The organism is Rhabdothermincola sediminis, assembly GCF_014805525.1.
GTDB lineage: Bacteria > Actinomycetota > Acidimicrobiia > Acidimicrobiales > Acidimicrobilacustridaceae > Rhabdothermincola > Rhabdothermincola sediminis.
Map to the genome: position 1 here is coordinate 23,963 of NZ_JACFSZ010000003.1, position 18,939 is coordinate 42,901.

The 18,939-nt window shown below is 71.3% G+C and carries 15 protein-coding genes; 5 read left to right on the plus strand and 10 right to left on the minus strand.

The annotated features are described in order from the left end of the window. Positions 1-5: 5 nt before the first annotated feature. The 5 genes from HZF19_RS02970 to HZF19_RS02990 form a co-directional block, all read right to left on the minus strand. On the minus strand, positions 6-962 hold the full coding sequence (locus HZF19_RS02970) for a glycine-rich protein (RefSeq protein WP_208027259.1): 957 nt from the start codon (positions 960-962) through the stop codon (positions 6-8). Positions 963-1,025: 63 nt separating this feature from the next. Next, positions 1,026-2,162, minus strand: coding sequence for an iron-containing alcohol dehydrogenase family protein (locus HZF19_RS02975; protein WP_208027260.1), 1,137 nt, complete (start codon positions 2,160-2,162; stop codon positions 1,026-1,028). 9 nt (positions 2,163-2,171) lie between these two features. Beyond that, positions 2,172-2,981: a PIG-L family deacetylase gene (locus HZF19_RS02980; protein ID WP_208027261.1), complete on the minus strand. Its 810-nt coding sequence runs from the start codon at positions 2,979-2,981 to the stop codon at positions 2,172-2,174. A gap of 22 nt (positions 2,982-3,003) precedes the next feature. After that, positions 3,004-4,149 carry a CaiB/BaiF CoA transferase family protein gene (locus tag HZF19_RS02985; protein ID WP_208027262.1) on the minus strand — a complete coding sequence of 382 codons (1,146 nt, stop codon included), beginning with the start codon at positions 4,147-4,149 and terminating at the stop codon, positions 3,004-3,006. A 47-nt stretch (positions 4,150-4,196) separates the two neighbouring features. After that, positions 4,197-5,081, minus strand: a complete 885-nt coding sequence (locus HZF19_RS02990) for an alpha/beta fold hydrolase (RefSeq protein ID WP_208027263.1) — start codon at positions 5,079-5,081, stop codon at positions 4,197-4,199. A gap of 91 nt (positions 5,082-5,172) precedes the next feature. On the opposite strand from HZF19_RS02990, the gene galT reads away from it, so the two are divergent. Together galT and HZF19_RS03000 are read left to right on the plus strand one after the other, a co-directional pair. Next, complete coding sequence (gene galT, locus HZF19_RS02995; RefSeq protein ID WP_208027264.1) at positions 5,173-6,090, plus strand: galactose-1-phosphate uridylyltransferase; 918 nt, start codon at positions 5,173-5,175, stop codon at positions 6,088-6,090. After that, positions 6,087-7,103, plus strand: a complete 1,017-nt coding sequence (locus tag HZF19_RS03000; protein ID WP_208027265.1) for a galactokinase — start codon at positions 6,087-6,089, stop codon at positions 7,101-7,103. The genes galT and HZF19_RS03000 overlap by 4 nt, the downstream gene beginning before the upstream one ends. Here the strand turns inward: HZF19_RS03000 and HZF19_RS03005 are convergent. Genes HZF19_RS03005 through HZF19_RS03015 form a run of 3 tightly spaced genes read right to left on the minus strand, consistent with a single transcriptional unit; the run spans position 7,084 to position 8,808 of the window. Then, the gene (locus HZF19_RS03005; RefSeq protein WP_208027266.1) at positions 7,084-7,797 is read right to left on the minus strand and encodes a helical backbone metal receptor; all 714 of its coding nucleotides are present in this window, start codon (positions 7,795-7,797) and stop codon (positions 7,084-7,086) included. The two genes, HZF19_RS03000 and HZF19_RS03005, sit on opposite strands and share 20 nt — an antisense overlap. A gap of 8 nt (positions 7,798-7,805) precedes the next feature. Continuing rightward, the gene (locus tag HZF19_RS03010; protein ID WP_208027267.1) at positions 7,806-8,444 is read right to left on the minus strand and encodes a PH domain-containing protein; all 639 of its coding nucleotides are present in this window, start codon (positions 8,442-8,444) and stop codon (positions 7,806-7,808) included. 16 nt (positions 8,445-8,460) lie between these two features. After that, positions 8,461-8,808 carry a metallopeptidase family protein gene (locus HZF19_RS03015; protein ID WP_208027268.1) on the minus strand — a complete coding sequence of 116 codons (348 nt, stop codon included), beginning with the start codon at positions 8,806-8,808 and terminating at the stop codon, positions 8,461-8,463. A gap of 105 nt (positions 8,809-8,913) precedes the next feature. Between HZF19_RS03015 and HZF19_RS03020 the strand changes: the two genes are divergently transcribed. Continuing rightward, positions 8,914-10,926, plus strand: a complete 2,013-nt coding sequence (locus tag HZF19_RS03020) for an ATP-dependent DNA helicase UvrD2 (protein ID WP_208027269.1) — start codon at positions 8,914-8,916, stop codon at positions 10,924-10,926. Positions 10,927-10,969: 43 nt separating this feature from the next. Here HZF19_RS03020 and HZF19_RS03025 read toward each other — a convergent pair whose 3' ends face one another. Continuing rightward, complete coding sequence (locus HZF19_RS03025; protein WP_208027270.1) at positions 10,970-11,743, minus strand: PaaI family thioesterase; 774 nt, start codon at positions 11,741-11,743, stop codon at positions 10,970-10,972. A gap of 25 nt (positions 11,744-11,768) precedes the next feature. Then, positions 11,769-12,542: an exodeoxyribonuclease III gene (locus HZF19_RS03030; protein ID WP_208027271.1), complete on the minus strand. Its 774-nt coding sequence runs from the start codon at positions 12,540-12,542 to the stop codon at positions 11,769-11,771. Between the two features lie 146 nt (positions 12,543-12,688). Between HZF19_RS03030 and HZF19_RS03035 the strand changes: the two genes are divergently transcribed. Next, on the plus strand, positions 12,689-15,229 hold the full coding sequence (locus HZF19_RS03035) for an efflux RND transporter permease subunit (protein WP_208027272.1): 2,541 nt from the start codon (positions 12,689-12,691) through the stop codon (positions 15,227-15,229). An 86-nt stretch (positions 15,230-15,315) separates the two neighbouring features. Then, entirely contained in the window at positions 15,316-18,918 is a 3,603-nt protein-coding gene (locus HZF19_RS03040) for a multifunctional oxoglutarate decarboxylase/oxoglutarate dehydrogenase thiamine pyrophosphate-binding subunit/dihydrolipoyllysine-residue succinyltransferase subunit (protein WP_307781123.1), read from the plus strand. Positions 18,919-18,939 lie beyond the last annotated feature (21 nt).

The following is an 18,939-nucleotide window of genomic DNA, read 5'->3' on the forward strand; positions in this document are numbered from 1 at the left end:
GGTGCTCAGCCCGCGTACCGCGGGCTTGCCTGCACGGCCCGAGCCGCCGAGCTCGCGGTCGTCGTGGTCGCCGTGGTCGATGTCGTGGATGCGGTCGAGGAGGTGGTGCTGCCCCCGCCGCCGGGGGTGTAGGTGATGGTCACCATCCCGTCGCCGGCACGCACCCCCGTCTCGAACACCACCCCGGCGGGACCACCACCAGAGCCACCACCGCCACCGCCGCCACCCCAGCCGCTCAGGTCCGCGCCCCCGCCACCGCCGCCCGCGAGGCCGCCACCCCCGCCGCCGCCGGCGATCCCGGTGGAGCTGCCCGTGTTGTCGCCACCCTCGCCCCCCGTGCCGAGCGCGCCGGGCGCGCCGTTGGCGTTGCCGCCCGAGCCCGGCGTGGTGCCCACGGCACCCCCGCCGCCGGTGGTGGTCCCATTGGGGTGCGCGCTCCCGTCACCGGCGCTGGCACCGCCGCCGGCGCCGCCCGCGCCCTGGCTCGAATACGCGGCCCCACCACCCCCGCCGGCGACCACCACCCGGTGCCCGAGCGACGTGCCGCCCTGGCGGATGTCCGATGCGCCGCCGCCGCCGGCACCCGACGGGCCGAAGTCAAGATAGCGGGTACCGCCGTCGCCACCCCCACCGAAGCCTCCAGCCCCGGGGACCGAGATCTGGCTGTCGCCGCCCCGACAGCCGACGTTCACCTGGATGGTCTCGCCCGGCGTGACCGAGATCGTCGCCGTCGCCCGCCCGCCCAGACCCCCCGAGGAGGTCGTCGTGTCGCCACCGGCGGCCCCGTGGAGGTCGACCACCGCTTCGGTGACCCCGGCCGGCACGACCCAGCTCTGGGCGGCACCAGTACAAGAGAACGTCTCGGTGATCGGGTCAGCGGCGCCGGCCGGCGCGTTGGGGAGCCACATCGCCGCAGCGACGAGGGCTCCGGGCAGGGCGATACGAAAGAGATGCCTGTTCACCGAGCCTCCTCTCGGACTGATCGCACGAGGCTACTCCGTCGCCGCCGCGACGTGGCGATCCGCTCAGTACGCGGCCCGCAGGACCGCCAGCGCGTCGGCCTCGCTGACCGGGCGGGGGTTCAGCAACACGTTGGGGTTCGACTGTGAGAGCCGGGCCACCGCCTCGAGGTCCTCCTCGTGCACCCCGCACTCGGAGAGCCGGGTGGGCAGCCCCAATCTGGCGACGAACGACGACACGAAGGCCGCCAGATCACCGCTGGCGCCCATCGCGTCGGACAGTGCGGTGATGGCGTCGGGCACCGCGCCCGCGTTGTACCGGATGGCATGCGGGAGGATGACGGCATTGGCCAGGCCGTGCGCGATGCCGGTCCGCCCGCCGACGAGCTGTGACAAGCCGTGGTGGATGCCCATGGTGCCGTTCTGCAGGCAACGGCCGCCGAGCGCCGCCCCTTCCAACATGGTGGACCGCGCGGCCAGCTCGCCGGGACGATCGACCACCGTCGGCAGCGCGCCGACGATGCGGCGGGCCCCGGCCAACGCGATCGCTTCCGCCTCGGGGCTGCGCGAAGGGGACCACACGACCTCCACGCAGTGGGCGAGAGCGTTCATCCCCGTCTCCGCGCTGATCCGCGGCGGGGTGGCGACGGTGAGCTCGGGGTCGTACACGGCCGCCACGGGCGCGCACGACGGTCCCCCCGCGCCCCGCTTCTGGCGAGTGTGGGGATCGGTCATCCCGAAGAACGGGGTCAGCTCGGCCCCCGAGTAGGTCGTGGGGACCGCTACGTGCGGCAGCATCGGGCGATCGGTCCAGGTGGTGGCGGGCATCCCGGCTTCCTGCTCAGAGAAGAAGTTCACCGCCTTGGCGGTGTCCGCGCAGGAGCCACCCCCGAACGACACCAGCCCGTCAACACCATCGCGGCGGGCCTGCAGCACCGCGGCCTGCACCACCGGCGCCGGCGCGTGCGAGGTGACTTCCGCGAAGGTGGAGGCCAGCGACGCCCCGAGCAGGCCAGTGAGGCGGCGTCCGTCGGCGGACGCCAGCCGCCCTGCGGTGGTCACCAGCATGACCCGCCGCAGGCCCAGTGCCCGCAGCAGCTCAGGGACCTCCCGCACGGTGCCCGGGCCGAACACCAGCCGCTGGGCGAGACCGGTGTGGGCCCATCCGGTTCCGGCCGGCGGTGCGCCACCCTCGCTGCTCATCGGCGACCTTCAGCCGAGACCATCGAACAGGTCGGTGCGATAGGGCTCGCCGGCGAGCCGGAAGCGACCGAGCTCGATGTACCACTCGGTACCGAAGGCCGAACGGAACGCCTCCTCGGGCATCTTCAAGAAGAACGTCTCCGGGCCGATCTGGCTGCGGTGAGCCTGCATCGAGGCTCTTTTGCGGGCCAGCACCGGGCGCACGTCGATGGCGTGGGTGATGATCGCCGCCGGCGAGCCGAAGTCGTCGTCGATCTCCCGCTGGTCGGGATCCTCGGCCACGGCCGCCTCGAGCTGCGACGCGGCCTCGCGCATCATCTCCAGGATGTGGTCCCGGTTCATGGTGGACTGGAACACCCGGGACACCCCGACCCGCTCGGCCGCGAGCCTCCCGACTCGGTGCACCTGGATGTGGTCGGGGTGCCCGTAGCCCCCGTGGTCGTCGTAGATGGTCAGCACGTCGGCGCGGACCTCGCGCAGCACCTGGGCCAGCCGCTCGGCGGCCTCGCCAACATCGGCCTGCCAGAAGCAGCGCGGATCGTCGTTGGTGGGGTCGCCCATCATCCCCGAGTCGTGGTAGCCGAGGAACTCGACCCGGCCCGCGCCGAGGATCCCGGCGGATTCGTGGGTCTCGCGCACCCGGCGCTGCCAGAGCTCCTCGCCGTCGGCGAGCACACCCGGTTGGGGCTCACCCAGCTCCCCCCGGGTGGCCACCACCAGCACGACGTCGTGGCCGGCGTCCGCAGCGAGCGCCATCGTGCCTGCGGTGGCGATGCTCTCGTCGTCGGGATGCGCGTGGAAGCACACCAGGGTCGCCATGGGTCGAAGCCTAGGGGTGGCCTCAGGCGATCGCGCCGGCCCGCCGGAGCTCGGCCACCCGATCAGGGTCGAAGCCCCACTCGACGAGCACCTCGTCGGTGTGCTGGCCGGGGAACGCCGGGGGCCGCTGGATCTCCGCCGGCGTGCGAGAGAAGCGTGGCGCGGGAGCAGGCTGGACGACCCCGTTGCGGGTGACGAAGGTGCCTCGGTGCTCGTTGTGCGGATGGTTGGGGGCTTCGGCCATCGACAGGACGGGCGCGAAGCACGCATCGGTGCCCTCGAGCAGCTCGCACCACTCGTCACGGGTCTTGGTGCGGAAGATCTCGGCGAACCGCTCCTTCATGGCCGGCCACTGGCTGCGGTCGTGCTGGCGGGGCATCGAGGGGTCATCGGCCAGGCCGAGCTTGTCGAGCAACGTGGCGTAGAACTGTGGCTCGAGCGAGCCGATCGACACGTACTTGCCGTCGGCGGTCTCGTACACCTCGTAGAAGTAGGCCCCGGTGTCGAGCAGGTTGGTGCCCCGCTCGTCGTTCCAGATGCCCATGGCCCGGAAGGCGTGGAACATGGTCATCAGCACCGCGGCCCCGTCGACCATCGCCGCGTCGACCACCTGGCCCTCCCCGGAGCGCTGCGCCTCCAGCAGCGCGCACACCACCCCGAACGCGAGCAGCATCCCCCCGCCGCCGAAGTCGCCGACCAGGTTGAGCGGCGGAAGCGGCCGCTGCCCGGCCCGGCCGATCGGCTCCAGGGCACCGGCCAGGGCGATGTAGTTGATGTCGTGGCCGGCCATCTGGGAGTACGGGCCGTCCTGACCCCAACCGGTCATGCGGCCGAACACCAGCTTCGGATTGCGGGCCAGGCACACCTCAGGGCCGAAGCCGAGCCGCTCGCAGACCCCGGGGCGGAAGCCTTCGATCAGGGCATCGGCCGACTCGACCAGGGTGAGCAGCGTCTCGACGCCGTCGGGGTGCTTGAGGTCGAGTGCCACCGATCGCCGCCCCCGGTTGAGCACGTCGGCTGGGGGGTTGGCCGGGTCCCCGCCCACGACGCTCTGCGCCCGGTCGATGCGCAGCACGTCGGCCCCCATGTCGGCGAGCATCATGGCGCAGAAGGGCCCCGGGCCGATCCCCGCCAACTCGAGCACCTTCACCCCGGCGAGCGGTCCCACGCGTCTTCCTCCGTTCGTGTCTCGGTGGTCTCGTCCTGGTGCGCCGGTCACGCCCCGGTCGCCCGCGAGGCCAGCGCGCACACGGCCTCCACGATGCGGGGCCAGTAGTGGGTGGGCAGGTCATGTCCCATGCCCTCGAGGACGAGCAGCTCCGCGCCCTCGAGGCATTCGGCCGTGCGCTCGCCACCGCTCACGTCGACCAGCGGGTCGGCGTCCCCGTGGATCACCAGAGCGGGCACCCGTAGCTGCCGCAGCGCCTCCGATCGGCTGCCCGACGCCAGGATGGCCATCAGCTGGTGGGTGACCCCCTGCGGGTAGTAGCAGCGGTCGTACCACAGGGCCGCCTTGCGGCGAGCCCGAGCCTCGTCGAAGTACTCCGGGCTGCCGATGGCCCGGCTGTTGCGCACCGAGTGCTCGATGTAGGCCTCGCGCTCGGTGGGCGCGGGCTCCAGCAGCACGTGGAGCACGTCAGGATGGGGCATGCCCACGTCGGGATCACCGGTGGTGGACATGATCGAGGTGAGCGAGAGCACCCGCTCCGGATGGGAGATGGCCATCGACTGCACGATCATCCCCCCCATCGACGCGCCGAGCAGGTGAGCGCGGGTGATGCCGAGGGCGTCGAGGAGCCCCCACGCGTCCGCGGCCATGTCGTCGAGCAGGTAGGGCGCATCCACCGGGCCGCCGGCGGCCGCGGCGCTCACGGCGGCCAGCAGGTCCACGTCGGGTGCGTCGATCTTGGTCGACAGCCCCACGTCGCGGTTGTCGAACCGGATGACGAAGAAGCCCCGGTCGGCGAACGCCTCGCAGAAGTCCTCGTCCCAGGAGATCATCTGCGCACCGAGGCCCATGACCAGCAGCAGCGGTGGATCACCGGAGGTCCCGAAGGTCTCGTACTCGAGCTCGATCCCGTTGCTGGCCGCTCGTGGCATCCGCAGATCCTCGCCGTTGCTTGACCGTGCGGTCAAGAGCCGGAGCCAGCCTGCGAGGCCGCCGGCGGCGGGACGGCTAGCGTCCCGAGCCGTGACCGACGGGGCGGAGGCGACGGGTATCGGGGCCGGAGCAGGCACGGAGCGGCACGCGCCCGCCGACCCGCGCTACCGGGTCGACCCCCTCACCGGCGACGAGGTGTACGTGGTCGCCAGCCGCCAGGGACGGCCCAACCTGCCGGCCGTGGGCTGCCCGTTCTGCCCCGGTGGTCTCGAGGCCCCCGACCCCTACGAGGTCCGCTGGTTCCCCAACCGGTGGCCGGCTTTCCCCGACGAGCGGTGCGAGATCGTGCTCTACACCCCCCGCCACGACGCGGCCTTCTGGGAGCTGAGCGTGCCCGAAGCCCGCCGGGTGGTGGATCTGTGGGCCGAACGCACTGCCGCGCTCGGCGCCCGCGACGGCGTCGACTACGTGTTGGTGTTCGAGAACCGCGGCCCAGAGGTGGGGGCCACGATCGCCCACCCCCACGGGCAGATCTACGCCTTCGACCGGGTGCCGCCGCGGGCCCGCACCGAGCTGGCCCGGCCGTCGGGTGCTGCGCTGGGGGACGAGGCGATCGGCGACCGGCTGGTGGCCTCGGGCGGCGGCTGGCGGGCGTGGGTGCCGTGGGCGGCCAACTGGCCCTACGAGCTGTTGCTCGCCACCCACACCCGGGTACCCGACCTGCCCTCGCTCGACGACCTGGGTCGCGACGGGCTCGCGGCCATCCTGCTCGACGTGCTGGCCCGGCTCGACCGGCTCTTCGACGAGCCCATGCCCTACATGATGTGGTTCCACCAGCGGCCCACCGACGGCGGCGAGTGGCCCGAGGCGTGGCTCCATCTCCACGTGGCCCCGCTGCACCGTGCCCCGGGGATCCAGCGCTTCGTGGCCGCCGGCGAGCTCGGGAGCCAGATCTACTTCAACCCCGTCGACCCCGCCGAGGCCGCGGCTCGCCTCCGCGAGGCATGAGCGGGCCGCGGGTGCGCGCCCGGGCCCCGGGGCGGGTCAACCTGATCGGCGACCACACCGACTACGCCGGTGGCCTCGCGGTCCCCATGGCCATCGATCTGGAGACCGTCGTGACCGGCACGCGGGGTGGCGGCCGGGTGCGGCTGCGGTCGGCGAGCGAGCCGTTGCCCGCCGACCTGCCACTGGAGGTCGCCGATCCCTCGACGGTCGATCCACCCTGGGCCCGCTACCCCGCCGGCGTGGTGGCCGAGCTGCGACCCCCGCTGGGCTTCACCGGGGAGGTGCACTCGACCGTCCCGGTCGGCAGCGGGCTCTCATCCAGCGCCGCGCTCGAGGTGTCGCTCGCGCTGGCGCTGGGTTACGAGGGCGACCCGATCGCGCTGGCCCGCCTGTGCCAGCGGGCCGAGCAGCGCGCGTGCGGCGTGCCGAGCGGCATCATGGACCAGCTCACGTCGATCCTCGGCCGGGCCGGCAACGCCCTGCTCATCGACTTCGCCACCCTCACCGTGACCGAGATCGACCTTCCTCCGGGCATCGAGATCGTGGTCGTCCACTCGGGCCAACCCCGCGCCCTGGCGGGCTCGGCCTACGCCGATCGCCGGCGCGACGTCGAGCGTGCCATCGCCGAGCTGGGCCCGCTGCGCGACCGGCCTGCCAGTGACGCGGAGGCCCTCACCGACCCGGTGCTGCGACGCCGGGCCCGCCACGTCATCGGCGAGAACGCGAGGGTCCTCGCCTTCGCCGGCGCGCTCCGCCGGGGCGAGCTGCGCGAAGCCGGCGCGCTGATGGTCGAGAGCCACCGCAGCCTGCGCGACGACTTCGAGGTCTCCACGCCAGTGCTCGACGAGCTGGTGGCGCGGCTGGTGGCTGCGCCCGGGGTGCTCGGCGCCCGACTGACCGGTGCCGGCTTCGGTGGTTGCGTGGTGGCGCTCGGCGAGCCCGGGGCGCTGGCCGATGAAGGCTGGCACGTGCACGCCAGCGACGGCGCCACCGTCACCGTCGAGGGTGGCTGAGCACCCCCTGGTCACGGAGCAGCCGACCCAGCCGGTCGAGCGCCCCCGGGGTACGGAACCCCCACCAGAACAGGTCCCGGCCGTCGACGAACACCACCGGCGCCATCGCCTCCAGCTCGGCGCGGTGACGCGCACCAAAGGGGTAGGGCTCTGACGGCGCGAGCACGACGTCGGGACGCCGGGCCGCGACCTCCTCGAGGCTCACCTGCGGATAGCGGGAGCGGTCGTCGAACACGTGACCCACCCCGAGATGGCGCAGCACGGACGCGCCGTAGCAGTCGCCACCGATCGTCATCCACGGCCGGCGCCAGATCGGCACGAACGCGCGACGCTCGACCACGGCCGGCTCACCGGCCTCGGACAGATCATCGATGCGCAGGTCCTTGGCGTCCATCCCCACCGCGTCGGCCAGCTCGCGCATCGCCGCTCCCACGTCACGCACCGAGCCCACGCGCACCACGTGCACCGGCACCCCCGCCGCTGCCAGCGCGACCGAGTCCTGGCGACGGTTCTCCTCGTCGTTCATCACCACCAGGTCCGGTGCCAGCCCGACGATCGCCGCGACGTCCGGGTCCTTCGTGCCGCCGACGTGCGGCAGCCCGGGCTGCTCGCAGAAGCGGGTCACCGCCACCGGCACGACACCCCAGGCCAGTAGGGTCTCGGTCACCGACGGGACGAGCGAGACCACCCGCACGCCGGCACCTACATGCGGCCCAGCAGCTCGGCCTTCTTGGCCTCGAACTCCTCCGCAGTCAGGTGGCCCTGGTCGCGCAGCTGCGCGAGCTGGGCGATCTGCTCCGGGATGGACGGAGCCGCAGGCGCCGGGTCGTGCGCGTTGATGCCCTGCGCCACCCGGTCGAACTTGCGGTTCTCGTTGTTCTCCATCTGGATGTAGATCTCGTTCTGCACCCGATTGGGCTTGCGGATGTTCTCGAACTCCGAGACCCCTTCGACGCTGGCCGAATCGACCTTGAGGTCACCGAGCCCGAGGGCCCGCTCCCAGAGCTTCTGCGAGAAGTGGATGGCGTTGATCGACTCCAGCGGGATCTCCACCCCTCGCTTGGCCAGGACGCCCGAGCGGTAGATGACCCGGTCGCTGGTCAGCACGAAGTGGGTGGTGACGAGCTGCAGGTACCGCACCCCGAACCAGACCAGGTTGACCAGCAGGACCACGGCGATCAGGTAGTTGATCGGGCCCTCCCACCCGTCGATGACGGCCCACAGGCCCACGGTCAACACCACGGCGAGGGCGGCGATCGACGGGGTGATGGTCCACCAGTGCGGGTGGAGATCGAGGACCAGCTCCTCGTTGGTGTGGAGGTTCTCCTCGGGATAGGGCACGCGTCGAGCGTACCGCTCACGCCCACCCGAGTTCGGCGAGACGGTCGTCGTCGATCCCGAAGTGGTGGGCCACCTCATGCACCACGGTGATCCGCACCTGCTCCACGACCTCGGCTTCCGAGGCGCAGCGCCGCAGGATGGGCTGGCGGAAGATGGTGATCCGGTCAGGCATCGCCCCGCCCACGCCGTACTCGGCCCGCTCGGTCAGCGGGATGCCCTGGTAGAGCCCGAGCAGGTGTGGATCGACCGCCCGGTCCTCGACCACCACCACCACGTTGTCCATGTGCTCCGCCAGCGCGGCGGGGATGGTGTCCAGTGCATCGGCCACCAGTTCCTCGAAGCGGGCTTCAGGGATGTCGATCACAGTCGTGCCCTCACCGCCGCCGCAGGGTAGCGATCCATCCCGTGATGCGCTGCCCCGTCGGGCCGTCCATCACGCTGTCAGGGGTCGTCGGTAAGGTCGGCGCCGGTGGACGCCCGACACCTCCTCGACGGGTTGAACGAGAGCCAGCATCGAGCCGTGACCAGCCCGGCGCAGCCCTTGTGCGTGCTCGCGGGCGCCGGGTCCGGCAAGACCCGGGTGCTCACCCGCCGGATCGCCTGGCGAGCCGCCACCGGCGAGCTCGACCCTCGCCACGTGCTCGCGCTGACGTTCACCCGCAAGGCTGCGGGCGAGCTGACCCAACGGCTCCGGCGACTCGGTCTGCGCGATGCGGTGGCCGCGGGAACCTTCCACGCGGTGGCTTTCGGTCAGCTCCGCCAACGCTGGGCCGACCGCGGCATCCGGCCGCCCGAGCTCCTCGACCGGAAGGTGGCCTTCGTCGCTCGCCTGCTGCCGGCGGGCGTGGGCGGCGGCACCACGGCGCTCGACGTGGTGGGCGAGATCGAGTGGGCGAAGGCCCGTCTCGTCGAGCCTGCCGGCTACGTCGGCGCGGTGCGAGCGGCGGGGCGCCGGCCGAGCGTCGACCCGGCGGTGGTGGCCGAGGCCTTCGATCGCTACGAGCAGGAGAAGCACCGCAAGCGGCTGGTCGACTTCGACGACCTGCTGAGGCTGTGCCGGCGCGACCTGCTGCGCGATCCGGAGTTCGCCCGCGCCCAGCGCTGGCGGTTCCGGCACCTCTTCGTGGACGAGTTCCAGGACGTCAACCCGCTCCAGCACGCGCTGCTCGACGCGTGGTGCGGCGAGCGCGCCGATCTGTGCGTGGTCGGCGATCCGAACCAGGCGATCTACGGGTGGAACGGCGCCGACCCGGGGTTGCTGGACGCCTTCGCCGACCGCCACCCCGGCACCGAGGTCGTCCGCCTGACCGACAACTACCGCTCGACCCCGCAGATCCTCGCGGTCGCCAACGCCCTTCTTCCCTCCAAAGGGCAGGCGGGCGCGCTGCGCGCCCACCGGCCCGACGGACCCGTGCCGCTGGTCCGCTCGTTCCCCCACGAGCGAGCCGAGGCCGCGGGGATCGCCCGGGCGGTGCGCGACCACCACCACCCGGGAGCCCGGTGGGCGTCGCAAGCGGTGCTGGTGCGCACCAACGCACAGATCGCCCTGCTCGAGGAGGCCTTTCGCGCCGCCCGGGTCCCCTTCCGGGTCCGTGGCAACGGTGCCCTGCTCGACCAGCCCGACGTGAAGGCCCGGTTGCGTGAGCTGCACCAGACAGCGCGCGAGCTGGCCACCGCGATCGCCGACCTCGAGGTCGCCGCTGCCGAGCTGCGGGCCGCGGACGACGACGCCAGCGCCGAGCGGGCTGGCAACGTCGAGGCCCTGGTGCAGCTCGCCCGCGACTACGCCGCACTCGACCCCGCCGGTTCGGTCGAGGGTTTCCTGGCGTGGCTCCGGACCACCACCAGAGCCGACCAGCCGGATGTGGTCGGTGACGCGGTCGAGATCGCCACTTTCCACGCCGCGAAGGGCCTCGAGTGGCCGATCGTACACATCGCCGGGCTCGAGCAGGGGCTCGTGCCGATCGCCCACGCCCGCACCCCGGCCGCGCTCGCCGAGGAGCGCCGCCTGCTCTACGTCGCCGTCACCCGGGCGGAGCAGCAGCTTCTGTGCAGCTGGGCGGAGCATCGCACCTACGGCGAGCGCACCGTGCCCCGCGAGGCCTCGCCCTACCTCGAGGCGATCACCGCAACGTGCGAGCGTCTCCGCCACGGCCCCCGGCGGACCCGCCCGACCACTCGCTCCCCCGCCCCCGCCGCACGCGACCGATCCGGGCCCCGGTCACGGACGACCCCGAGCCGAGCCGATCTGGACGGGCCGGGGGCCGAGCTGCTCGATGTTTTGAAGGCCTGGCGGGCAGCGCAGGCGAAAGCTGCCGCGGTGCCCGCCTACGTCATCTTCCACGACCGCACGCTGGAAGCGCTCGCGGCCACCCGCCCCCGCACCCACGCCGAACTGCTCGCGTTGCCGGGCATCGGGCCGGTCAAGGTGAGTCGGTGGGGAGACGAGCTGCTCGAGGTCATGTCACGAGCGACCCGCTGAAGCACCGGGCCATCGCGGCGGGGCGCCGGCTGCCTCGGAAAGGTCAGCGGGCGTGCAGTCTCGCCTGCTCGCTCCGCTCGCGGTGTGCCTTGAGCTCCGCGAACTTCTCCACCCCCACCGAGATGAACAGCCCCTCGGCCTCGGCGCACAGTCGCTCCCCGGCGTACAGCTCCCCCCGGGTGAAGATCTTGCGGCCCTCGACGCGCAATAGCTCGCCGATGAAGCGCAGCTCGGTGTGCAACGGGGTCGGGCTGCGGTAGACGATCGTGAGCGTGCCGGTCATGCCCGGAGCGCCCGACAGCGACTGCGTAGCGCCCAGCACCTCGTCGAACGCCCCCGCCACGTACCCACCGTGCACGCAACCGGGTGGCCCCTCGTAGGCGGAGCCGAACACCACCCGGCCGTGCACCTTGCCCTCGATCTCCTGTAGGTAGATCGGCGGCGCGAGCGGGTTGGCCCGCCCGATGAAGGGGCTGTGCTCGAACGAGGCGTGCGGGTCACCGCCCGCGTTGGCCGCCTCGGCGAAGCCCTCGTAGCGGGTGCCTTCGCGCAGGTGGTCGAACGTCAGGGCCACCCGCGCCAGCTGATCGGCAGCTTCGATGATCGCCTCGGTGGGGGCCGCAGTGGCGACCAGGCGCTCGATGATGATCCGCATGGAGTCCGCCAGCCGCCGCATCTCCACCCGGCGGGTGTCCATCTCCGAGACCGGGGGCTCCTGCCAGCGGCTGTACAGCGCGGATCGCAAGGCTTCGGCCGCGGAGGAGGCACCGGGGGACACCCGCTCGCCGGTCGGATCATGGATGGGGTCGTCGGTCACCCCGACATGGTGGCCCGGCCGGTGCTCAGAGGGCGAGATCGACCACCACCGGCGCGTGATCCGACGGCGACCTTCCCTTGCGGGCGTCACGGTCGATGCGCGCCTCCGTGACCCTGGCTGCGAGCGACTCCGCCGCCAGCACCAGGTCGATGCGCATCCCCTTTCCCTGGTGGAAGTGACCGGCGCGATAGTCCCACCAGGAAAACACCCCGCCCTCGGGATGCTGATCCCGGAACACGTCCCGCAAGCCCGTTGCCATCAGGCGACCCAGCGCGGCCCGCTCGGGCGGGCTCACGTGCGTGGCGCCCACGAACGCCTCCGGATCCCAGACGTCGCGGTCGTCGGGGGCGACGTTGAAGTCCCCGCAGAGCACCAGGTCGGCGCGCCGGCGCTCGCGTGTCTCCACCACCGAGGCGAGTCGGTCCAGCCAACGGAGCTTGTACTGGTAGTGCCCGCTGCCCACCGCCCGCCCGTTGGGCACGTAGCAGCTCGCGACCCGCAGCGGCCCGCACGTCGCCCACAGCAACCGGGCCTCGGCGTCTTCCGGCGCCCCGTCGCCGAAGCCCGCGACCACGTCCTCCAACCCCACCCGGCTCAGGATCGCCACCCCGTTCCACCGACCCTCCCCGTGATGGGAGCTCTCGTAGCCCAGGGCGTGGAACGCCAACCCCGGGAACGCCGCGTCGGACATCTTCGTCTCCTGCAGGCACACCACATCCGGCTGGTTGGCGACGATCCATTCCTCCACCCGGGCGAGGCGCGCCTTGAGCGAGTTGACGTTCCAGGTGGCCAGTCGCATCGCCCGGCAGCCTAGGCGTGGTGTTCGGGTCCACCGGGAGGGGTGCCACGCCGCGAAGACCTTCCCTCTCAGTCAACTCTTTCGGGACCTTCGACCGTGCTCACCGTGCACGCCGGTCGCTACCGTTGCGCCGGAACGGGGGAACGATGGCCGACGCCCGCAACTTCACCAGGATGCAGCGCTTCTGGTCCTGGCTCGCCGTGTGGCTCGGTAAGCACGCAGGCTTGGTCACCCTCGGCGGGCTGTTGCTCACCCTCCTGCTCGGCTACGGCACCACGAAGCTGCAGTTCGCCACCGGCCAGGACAGCTACCTCAACCCCAACGACCAGATCGCCATCGACAACATCGCCTACCAGGACCTCTTCGGTGGCCAGGCGATGCTGGTGATGCTGACCGCAGACGAGGGCACCACCATCGACCAGATGATGAGCCCGGCCAACATCCGCGAGCTCGACCGTATCCAGCGGGAGCTGGAAGCCAGGCCAGACCTCGTCACCGCGGTGATCACCCCGGTCACCGCCCTGCAGTGGAGCGAGAACCTGCTCACCCGCCGCCCCGACGGCCAGCCTACGACCAGCCCGACCGACAGCGCGGTGGGCCAGGCCACCCTCGCCGCGCTGGAGCGGGAGCCGACCGAAGCCGGGCGAGCCGCCCGCCAAGCGGACTCCCTCCAGACGCTCGCCCGTCTCGACGCCATCCCCGCCGACCAGCGCACCCTCGACAACCCCGCCTGGGTCGACCTGCTGCTCTACGACAACCAGGGCGACATCCGGCGGGCCCAGCAAGCCGTGTTCACGGACCGGCAGCACGCCTTCATCGTGGTGCGCCTGGTGGGCAACGCCTCGATCGACGTGGAGGGAGAGGGCAGCGTCTTGGTGCGCGACGTGATCGAGGGGGCCAGCCTCGAAGGCGGTTCGGCCACGGTCACCGGCGCACCAATCCTGCTCAAGGACATCAACGACTACCTCACCGGCGGGATGCTCCAGCTCGGGGCCATCGCGGTGGTGATCATGGCCGTCATCCTGCTGGTGACCTTCGACGTGCGCTGGAAGCTCTTGCCGCTCGCCGTGATCCTGGTGGGTGTCGTGTGGGCGTTCGGCCTCGCCGGCTACCTGGGCATCCCCCTCTCGCTGGTGACCATCGCCGGGCTGCCAATCCTGCTCGGCATCGGCATCGATTACGCCATCCAGATGCATGCCCGAGTCGAAGAGGAGGTCGTCATCGACCGGGACCCGCACCCGATCCAGGAGACGGCTCGCAACCTCGGGCCCGCCCTGCTCGGCGTGGTGCTGTACTCGGTGGCCGCCATGGCCGCCCTGCGGTTCGCCCTGGTGCCCATGATCCGGGCCTTCGGCCTGCTACTGGCCATCGGCATCGCCGTGGTGTGCCTGGCGAGCATCGTCCTGCCGCTCGCTGTGCTGGGGGCGCGCGAGTACCGCTCCCCCACCAAGGGGCGCGACTACCGCGAGGGACCCCTCTCCCGGTTCGTGGTGATGCTCGGAAACCTCCCCGCCTGGCTCGCCCCCGCCTTCGCGGTGGCGAGCATCGCCGTGCTGCTGGGCGGGGTGGCTGTCGAAGACCACATCAAGCTGCAGTCCGATCCCGTGCAGTGGGTCGACCAGAGCTCCCAGTCGATCCGCGACTACCGGCAGGTCGAGAACGAGACGGGATCCAGCTCCGAGCTGGGCATCTTCATCGAGAGCGACGACATCTTCTCCCAGGACACGGTCGAGTTCACCTGGCGGTACGCGAACGAGCTCCTGGCCACCCACGACGAGCTGCTCACCGCATCCAGCCTGGTCACGACCATCGGGTACGCGACCGAGGTCCCGGGCGCGACACCATTGGCCCCCCGGGCCGAGGACGTGCGGGCCGGCTATGCGCTCGCACCCCCCGACATCCAACGCTCGACCCTCAACCCCGAAGCCAACGCAGCCAACCTCATCTACCGCTACGCACCGACGAGCCTCGAGGCCCGTGCCGTGGTCCTCGACCAGATCAAGGCGCAGACCGATCCGCCACCCGGCGTGCGAGCGACCCCCTCCGGTCTGGCCACGGTGGGCGTCGGTCTGCTCCAGAACCTGCGAGCCAACCGGGTCCTGCTCACCTACCTGGCGATCCTCTTCGTCGGCGTGCTGGTCGCCCTGCGACTGCGCAGCATCATCCGCTCGCTGCTGACGTTGGTGCCCGTGCTGATCGCGGTCGGCGGGACCTCCCTCGCGGTGTGGGCCTTCGGCCTCCAGCTCAGCCCGATGACCGCCGTGGGCGGCCCGCTGGTCACCGCCGCCTGCGCCGAGTTCACCTCCTTGATGTTGTTGCGCTTCCTCGAGGAGCGGCGCCGCGGCTTCTGGCCCCGCCAGGCTGGACGGGTCGCATCGGCCCGCACCGGGCGAGCCTTCGTGGTCTCCGCCCTCACCACCATGACCGGCGTGGGGGTGATCGCCACCTCGCAGCTCCCCCTGCTGCGCGACTTCGGCATCGTCGTCGCGGTGAACATCACCGTGGCGCTGCTCGCGGCACTCATCGTGCTCCCTCCGCTGCTGGTGTGGGCCGACCAGCGCGGCTGGGTCTCCCGGGGCCAGATCCCCGACGACGTCCTGCGAGCCACCACACCGCGCCTTGCCGGCCGGCCCGAGCCGGAGGCGCTGCCCGACGAGGAGCGGGACCGCGAACCGTCAGCGCGCTGAGGGTTAAGGACCCAAACGCCCTGACCCGGCTTCCCACCGCTTCCCACCCTCACGGCGGCGGATACCGCGCCGGTAGGATCGAGTTCGTGGCCGGCCTGCCGCCCCCCAGCACGATCGGACCGAACGCCTGGCTCGTCGACGAGATGTACGAGCGCTACGTCGCTGATCCGAGCTCGGTGAGCGAGAGCTGGCGGGAGTTCTTCCACGACTACCAACCGATGAGCGCGGCCGGCGCCGATGGTGGGCGTGCGGCCCCCGAAACCACCGAACCAGCCCGCGGAGCCCCGCCCGCGGCGGGACCGCAACCGGAGGCGAGCGGCGGCGCCCCTCCGGGCGAGGCACTGCGCGGCGCGGCGGCCCGGATCGCGGCAAACATGCGGGCCAGCCTGGAGGTACCCACCGCCACCAGTTTCCGGGACGTTCCGGCCCGGCTGCTCGAAGTGAACCGGTCCATCATCAACGGCTACCTCGAGCGCAAACAGCTGGGGAAGGTGTCGTTCACCCACCTGATCGGCTACGCGGTGGTGCGGGCGATCTCCGATTCGGTGCCGGCGATGAACTCCACCTACGTGGAGGGGCCCGACGGCACGCCCCGGGTGGTGCGCCACGAGCACGTCGGACTGGGTCTGGCGGTGGACGTCGAACGTCCTGACGGTTCCCGCACCCTGCTCGTCCCGTGCATCCCCGACGCCGACACCCTCGACTTCCGGGGGTTCTGGATCGCGTACGAGGAGCTCATCCGCAAGGTCCGCGGCAACAAGCTCTCCCCCGACGACTTCACGGGCGTGACCGTCACGCTGACCAACCCCGGCACCATCGGGACGGTGCAGTCGGTCCCCCGCTTGATGCCCGGGCAGGGGGTCATCGTCGGTGTCGGCGCGCTGGGCTACCCGGCCGAGTACGAGGGCGCGGACCCAGCGACCCTGGCGGACCTCGGGGTGTCGAAGGTGATGACCCTGACCTCCACCTACGACCATCGCATCATCCAGGGCGCGGAATCCGGGCTGTTCCTGAGGCGGGTGCACGACCTGCTGCTCGGCCAGGACGGCTTCTACGCCGAGGTCTTCCGCTCACTCGGCGTCCCCTACCAGGCGGTCTCCTGGCGGCGTGACGTCAACCCGGTCGACCGCGAGCAGGCCATGCTCAGCAAGCAGATGCGGGTCCAGGCGCTGGTGAACCAGCACCGGGTGCGCGGCCATCTGATCGCCGATCTCGATCCGCTGGCGGTCGAGGAGCCCCAGATGCACCCCGAGCTCGACCCCGCGACCTACGGGCTCACCATCTGGGATCTCGACCGGGAGTTCCTCACCGGGGGCATCGGGGGGCGTGAGCGGATGCGCCTGGGTGACCTGCTGCACCTGCTGCGCGACGCCTACTGCCGATCCATCGGCATCGAGTACATGCACATCTCGGAGCCGGCCGAGAAGCGCTGGATCCAGGAGCACGTCGAAGGCGTCGAGGTGGAGCTGACCCGCCCGGAGAAGCGCCACATCCTCGAGCGCCTCAACGCCGCCGAGGCGCTGGAGCGGTTCCTGGCCACCAAGTACGTGGGACAGAAGCGCTTCGGCATCGACGGCGGTGAGAGCGCGATCCCGATCCTCGACGCCATCCTCTCCGAAGCAGCCGACGCGCACCTGCACTCGGTGACCATGGGCATGGCGCATCGCGGCCGGCTCAACGTCCTGGTGAACATCGTCGGCAAGAGCTACGAGCAGCTGTTCAACGAGTTCGAGGGGAACCTCGACCCCGAGTCGATCCAGGGGTCCGGCGACGTGAAGTACCACCTGGGCCAGACCGGCAAGTTCGTGAGCCCGGCCGGCAACGAGATCCCCGTAGAGCTGGCGGCGAACCCCTCGCACCTCGAAGCCGTCGACCCGGTGGTCGTGGGAATGGCGAGGGCCCGCATGGACGGCATCGAACCTCCGGGCGACCATCCCGCCTATCCCGTGCTGCCACTGCTCATCCACGGTGACGCGGCGTTCGCCGGACAGGGGGTGGTGGCGGAGACGCTCAACCTCTCGCAGATCAAGGGCTACCGGGTCGGGGGCACGATCCACCTGATCATCAACAACCAACTCGGCTTCACGACCCCGCCGACCGCGGCGCGCTCGTCGGAGTACGCCACCGACGTGGCCAAGATGGTCCAGGCGCCGATCTTCCACGTGAACGGTGACGACCCCGAAGCTTGTGTACGGGTCGCCCGCCTGGCGTTCGCCTACCGGCAGGCGTTCCACAAGGACGTGGTCATCGACATGCTGTGCTACCGGCGGCATGGCCACAACGAGGCTGACGATCCGAGCTACACCCAGCCGTTGATGTACAAGCGCATCGACGCCCGCCGATCGGTGCGCAAGCTCTATACCGAAGCGCTGGTGAAGCGTGGCGACATCTCCCTGGAGGAAGCCGAGGCTGCGCTGGACGATTTCCAGCACCGCCTGCAGGCAGCCCTCGAGGAGACCCGCGCCCAAGCGCCACCGAAGGCGAGCAGCTTCCGTTCTCGGGCGCCTGTCGGGGTGCTGCCGCACGTCGACACCGGTGTCGACCGGGCGGTGCTCGACGAGGTGGTGCGCGCGCTCGACACGGTTCCCGAGGGCTTCCACCTGCACCCCAAGCTGATGAGGCAGTTCGAGGCGCGCAGGAAGCTCTACCAGGGTGGGGAGGCCGACTGGGCGCTGGGTGAGGCACTGGCGTTCGGCACCCTCCTGTACGAAGGAACTTCCGTACGCCTCACCGGCCAGGACTCCCGCCGAGGCACCTTCTCGCACCGCCACGGCGTTCTGGTCGACTACGAGACCGAAGACGAGCACACGCCGCTCCAGCAGGTGGCGCGCCACGGCGCCAGGTTCTGGCTGTACGACTCGTTGCTCTCGGAGTTCGCTGCCCTCGGCTTCGAGTACGGGTACTCGGTCGCCAACAGGGATGCGCTGGTGATCTGGGAGGCGCAGTTCGGGGACTTCGCCAATGGCGCGCAGACGATCATCGACCAGTTCATCGTGGCGGCGGAGGACAAATGGGACCAGACGTCCGGCCTGGTGATGTTCCTCCCCCACGGCTACGAGGGCCAGGGCCCGGAGCACTCCTCGGCGCGCATCGAACGGTTCCTCACGCTCGCGGCCGACGACAACATCCAATGCTGCAACCCCACCACCGCGGCCCAGCTCTTCCACCTCCTGCGCCGGCAGGTGCGCCGCCATGTTCGCAAGCCGCTCGTGGTGTTCACCCCGAAGTCGCTGCTGCGGGCGAAGGCCTCCCGATCGCCGGTCGACGCGTTCACCAGGGGTTCGTTCGAAGAGGTGCTCGACGACCCACGGGTCGCGGACCCCTCGTCGGTGCGCAGGGTCGTGCTCGCCTCGGGAAAGGTGGCGGTCGAGGCGGAGGCCGAGCGTGACCGCCGGGGAGCTCCCGTGGCGATCGCTCGGGTCGAGCAGCTGTACCCCTGGCCCTACGAAGGTGTTGCACGGGTGCTGGCGCGCTACCCGAACGCCCGGGAGGTCGTGTGGCTGCAAGAGGAGCCCGAGAACATGGGAGCCTGGAACGCCATCAAAGGTCGGCTCTACGAGTCCCATGGTGAGACGCACTCGATCCGCCGGGTGAGCCGGGTCGAATCGGGCAGCCCTGCCGCCGGCGCATCGGTGATCCACCTCCAGGAGCAGTCGGCGCTCTTGGAGGACACCTTCGCTGGTCTCTGACCCGCCCTCGCCTGCTCTCTC

Bases quoted from the DNA above. Each gene is read 5' to 3' on its own strand.
- HZF19_RS02975 (WP_208027260.1), bottom strand. From the start codon at position 2,162: ATGAGCAGCGAGGGTGGCGCACCGCCGGCCGGAACCGGATGGGCCCAC.
- HZF19_RS02980 (WP_208027261.1), bottom strand. From the start codon at position 2,981: ATGGCGACCCTGGTGTGCTTCCACGCGCATCCCGACGACGAGAGCATC.
- HZF19_RS02990 (WP_208027263.1), bottom strand. From the start codon at position 5,081: ATGCCACGAGCGGCCAGCAACGGGATCGAGCTCGAGTACGAGACCTTC.
- HZF19_RS03000 (WP_208027265.1), top strand. From the start codon at position 6,087: ATGAGCGGGCCGCGGGTGCGCGCCCGGGCCCCGGGGCGGGTCAACCTG.
- HZF19_RS03030 (WP_208027271.1), bottom strand. From the start codon at position 12,542: ATGCGACTGGCCACCTGGAACGTCAACTCGCTCAAGGCGCGCCTCGCC.
- HZF19_RS03035 (WP_208027272.1), top strand. From the start codon at position 12,689: ATGGCCGACGCCCGCAACTTCACCAGGATGCAGCGCTTCTGGTCCTGG.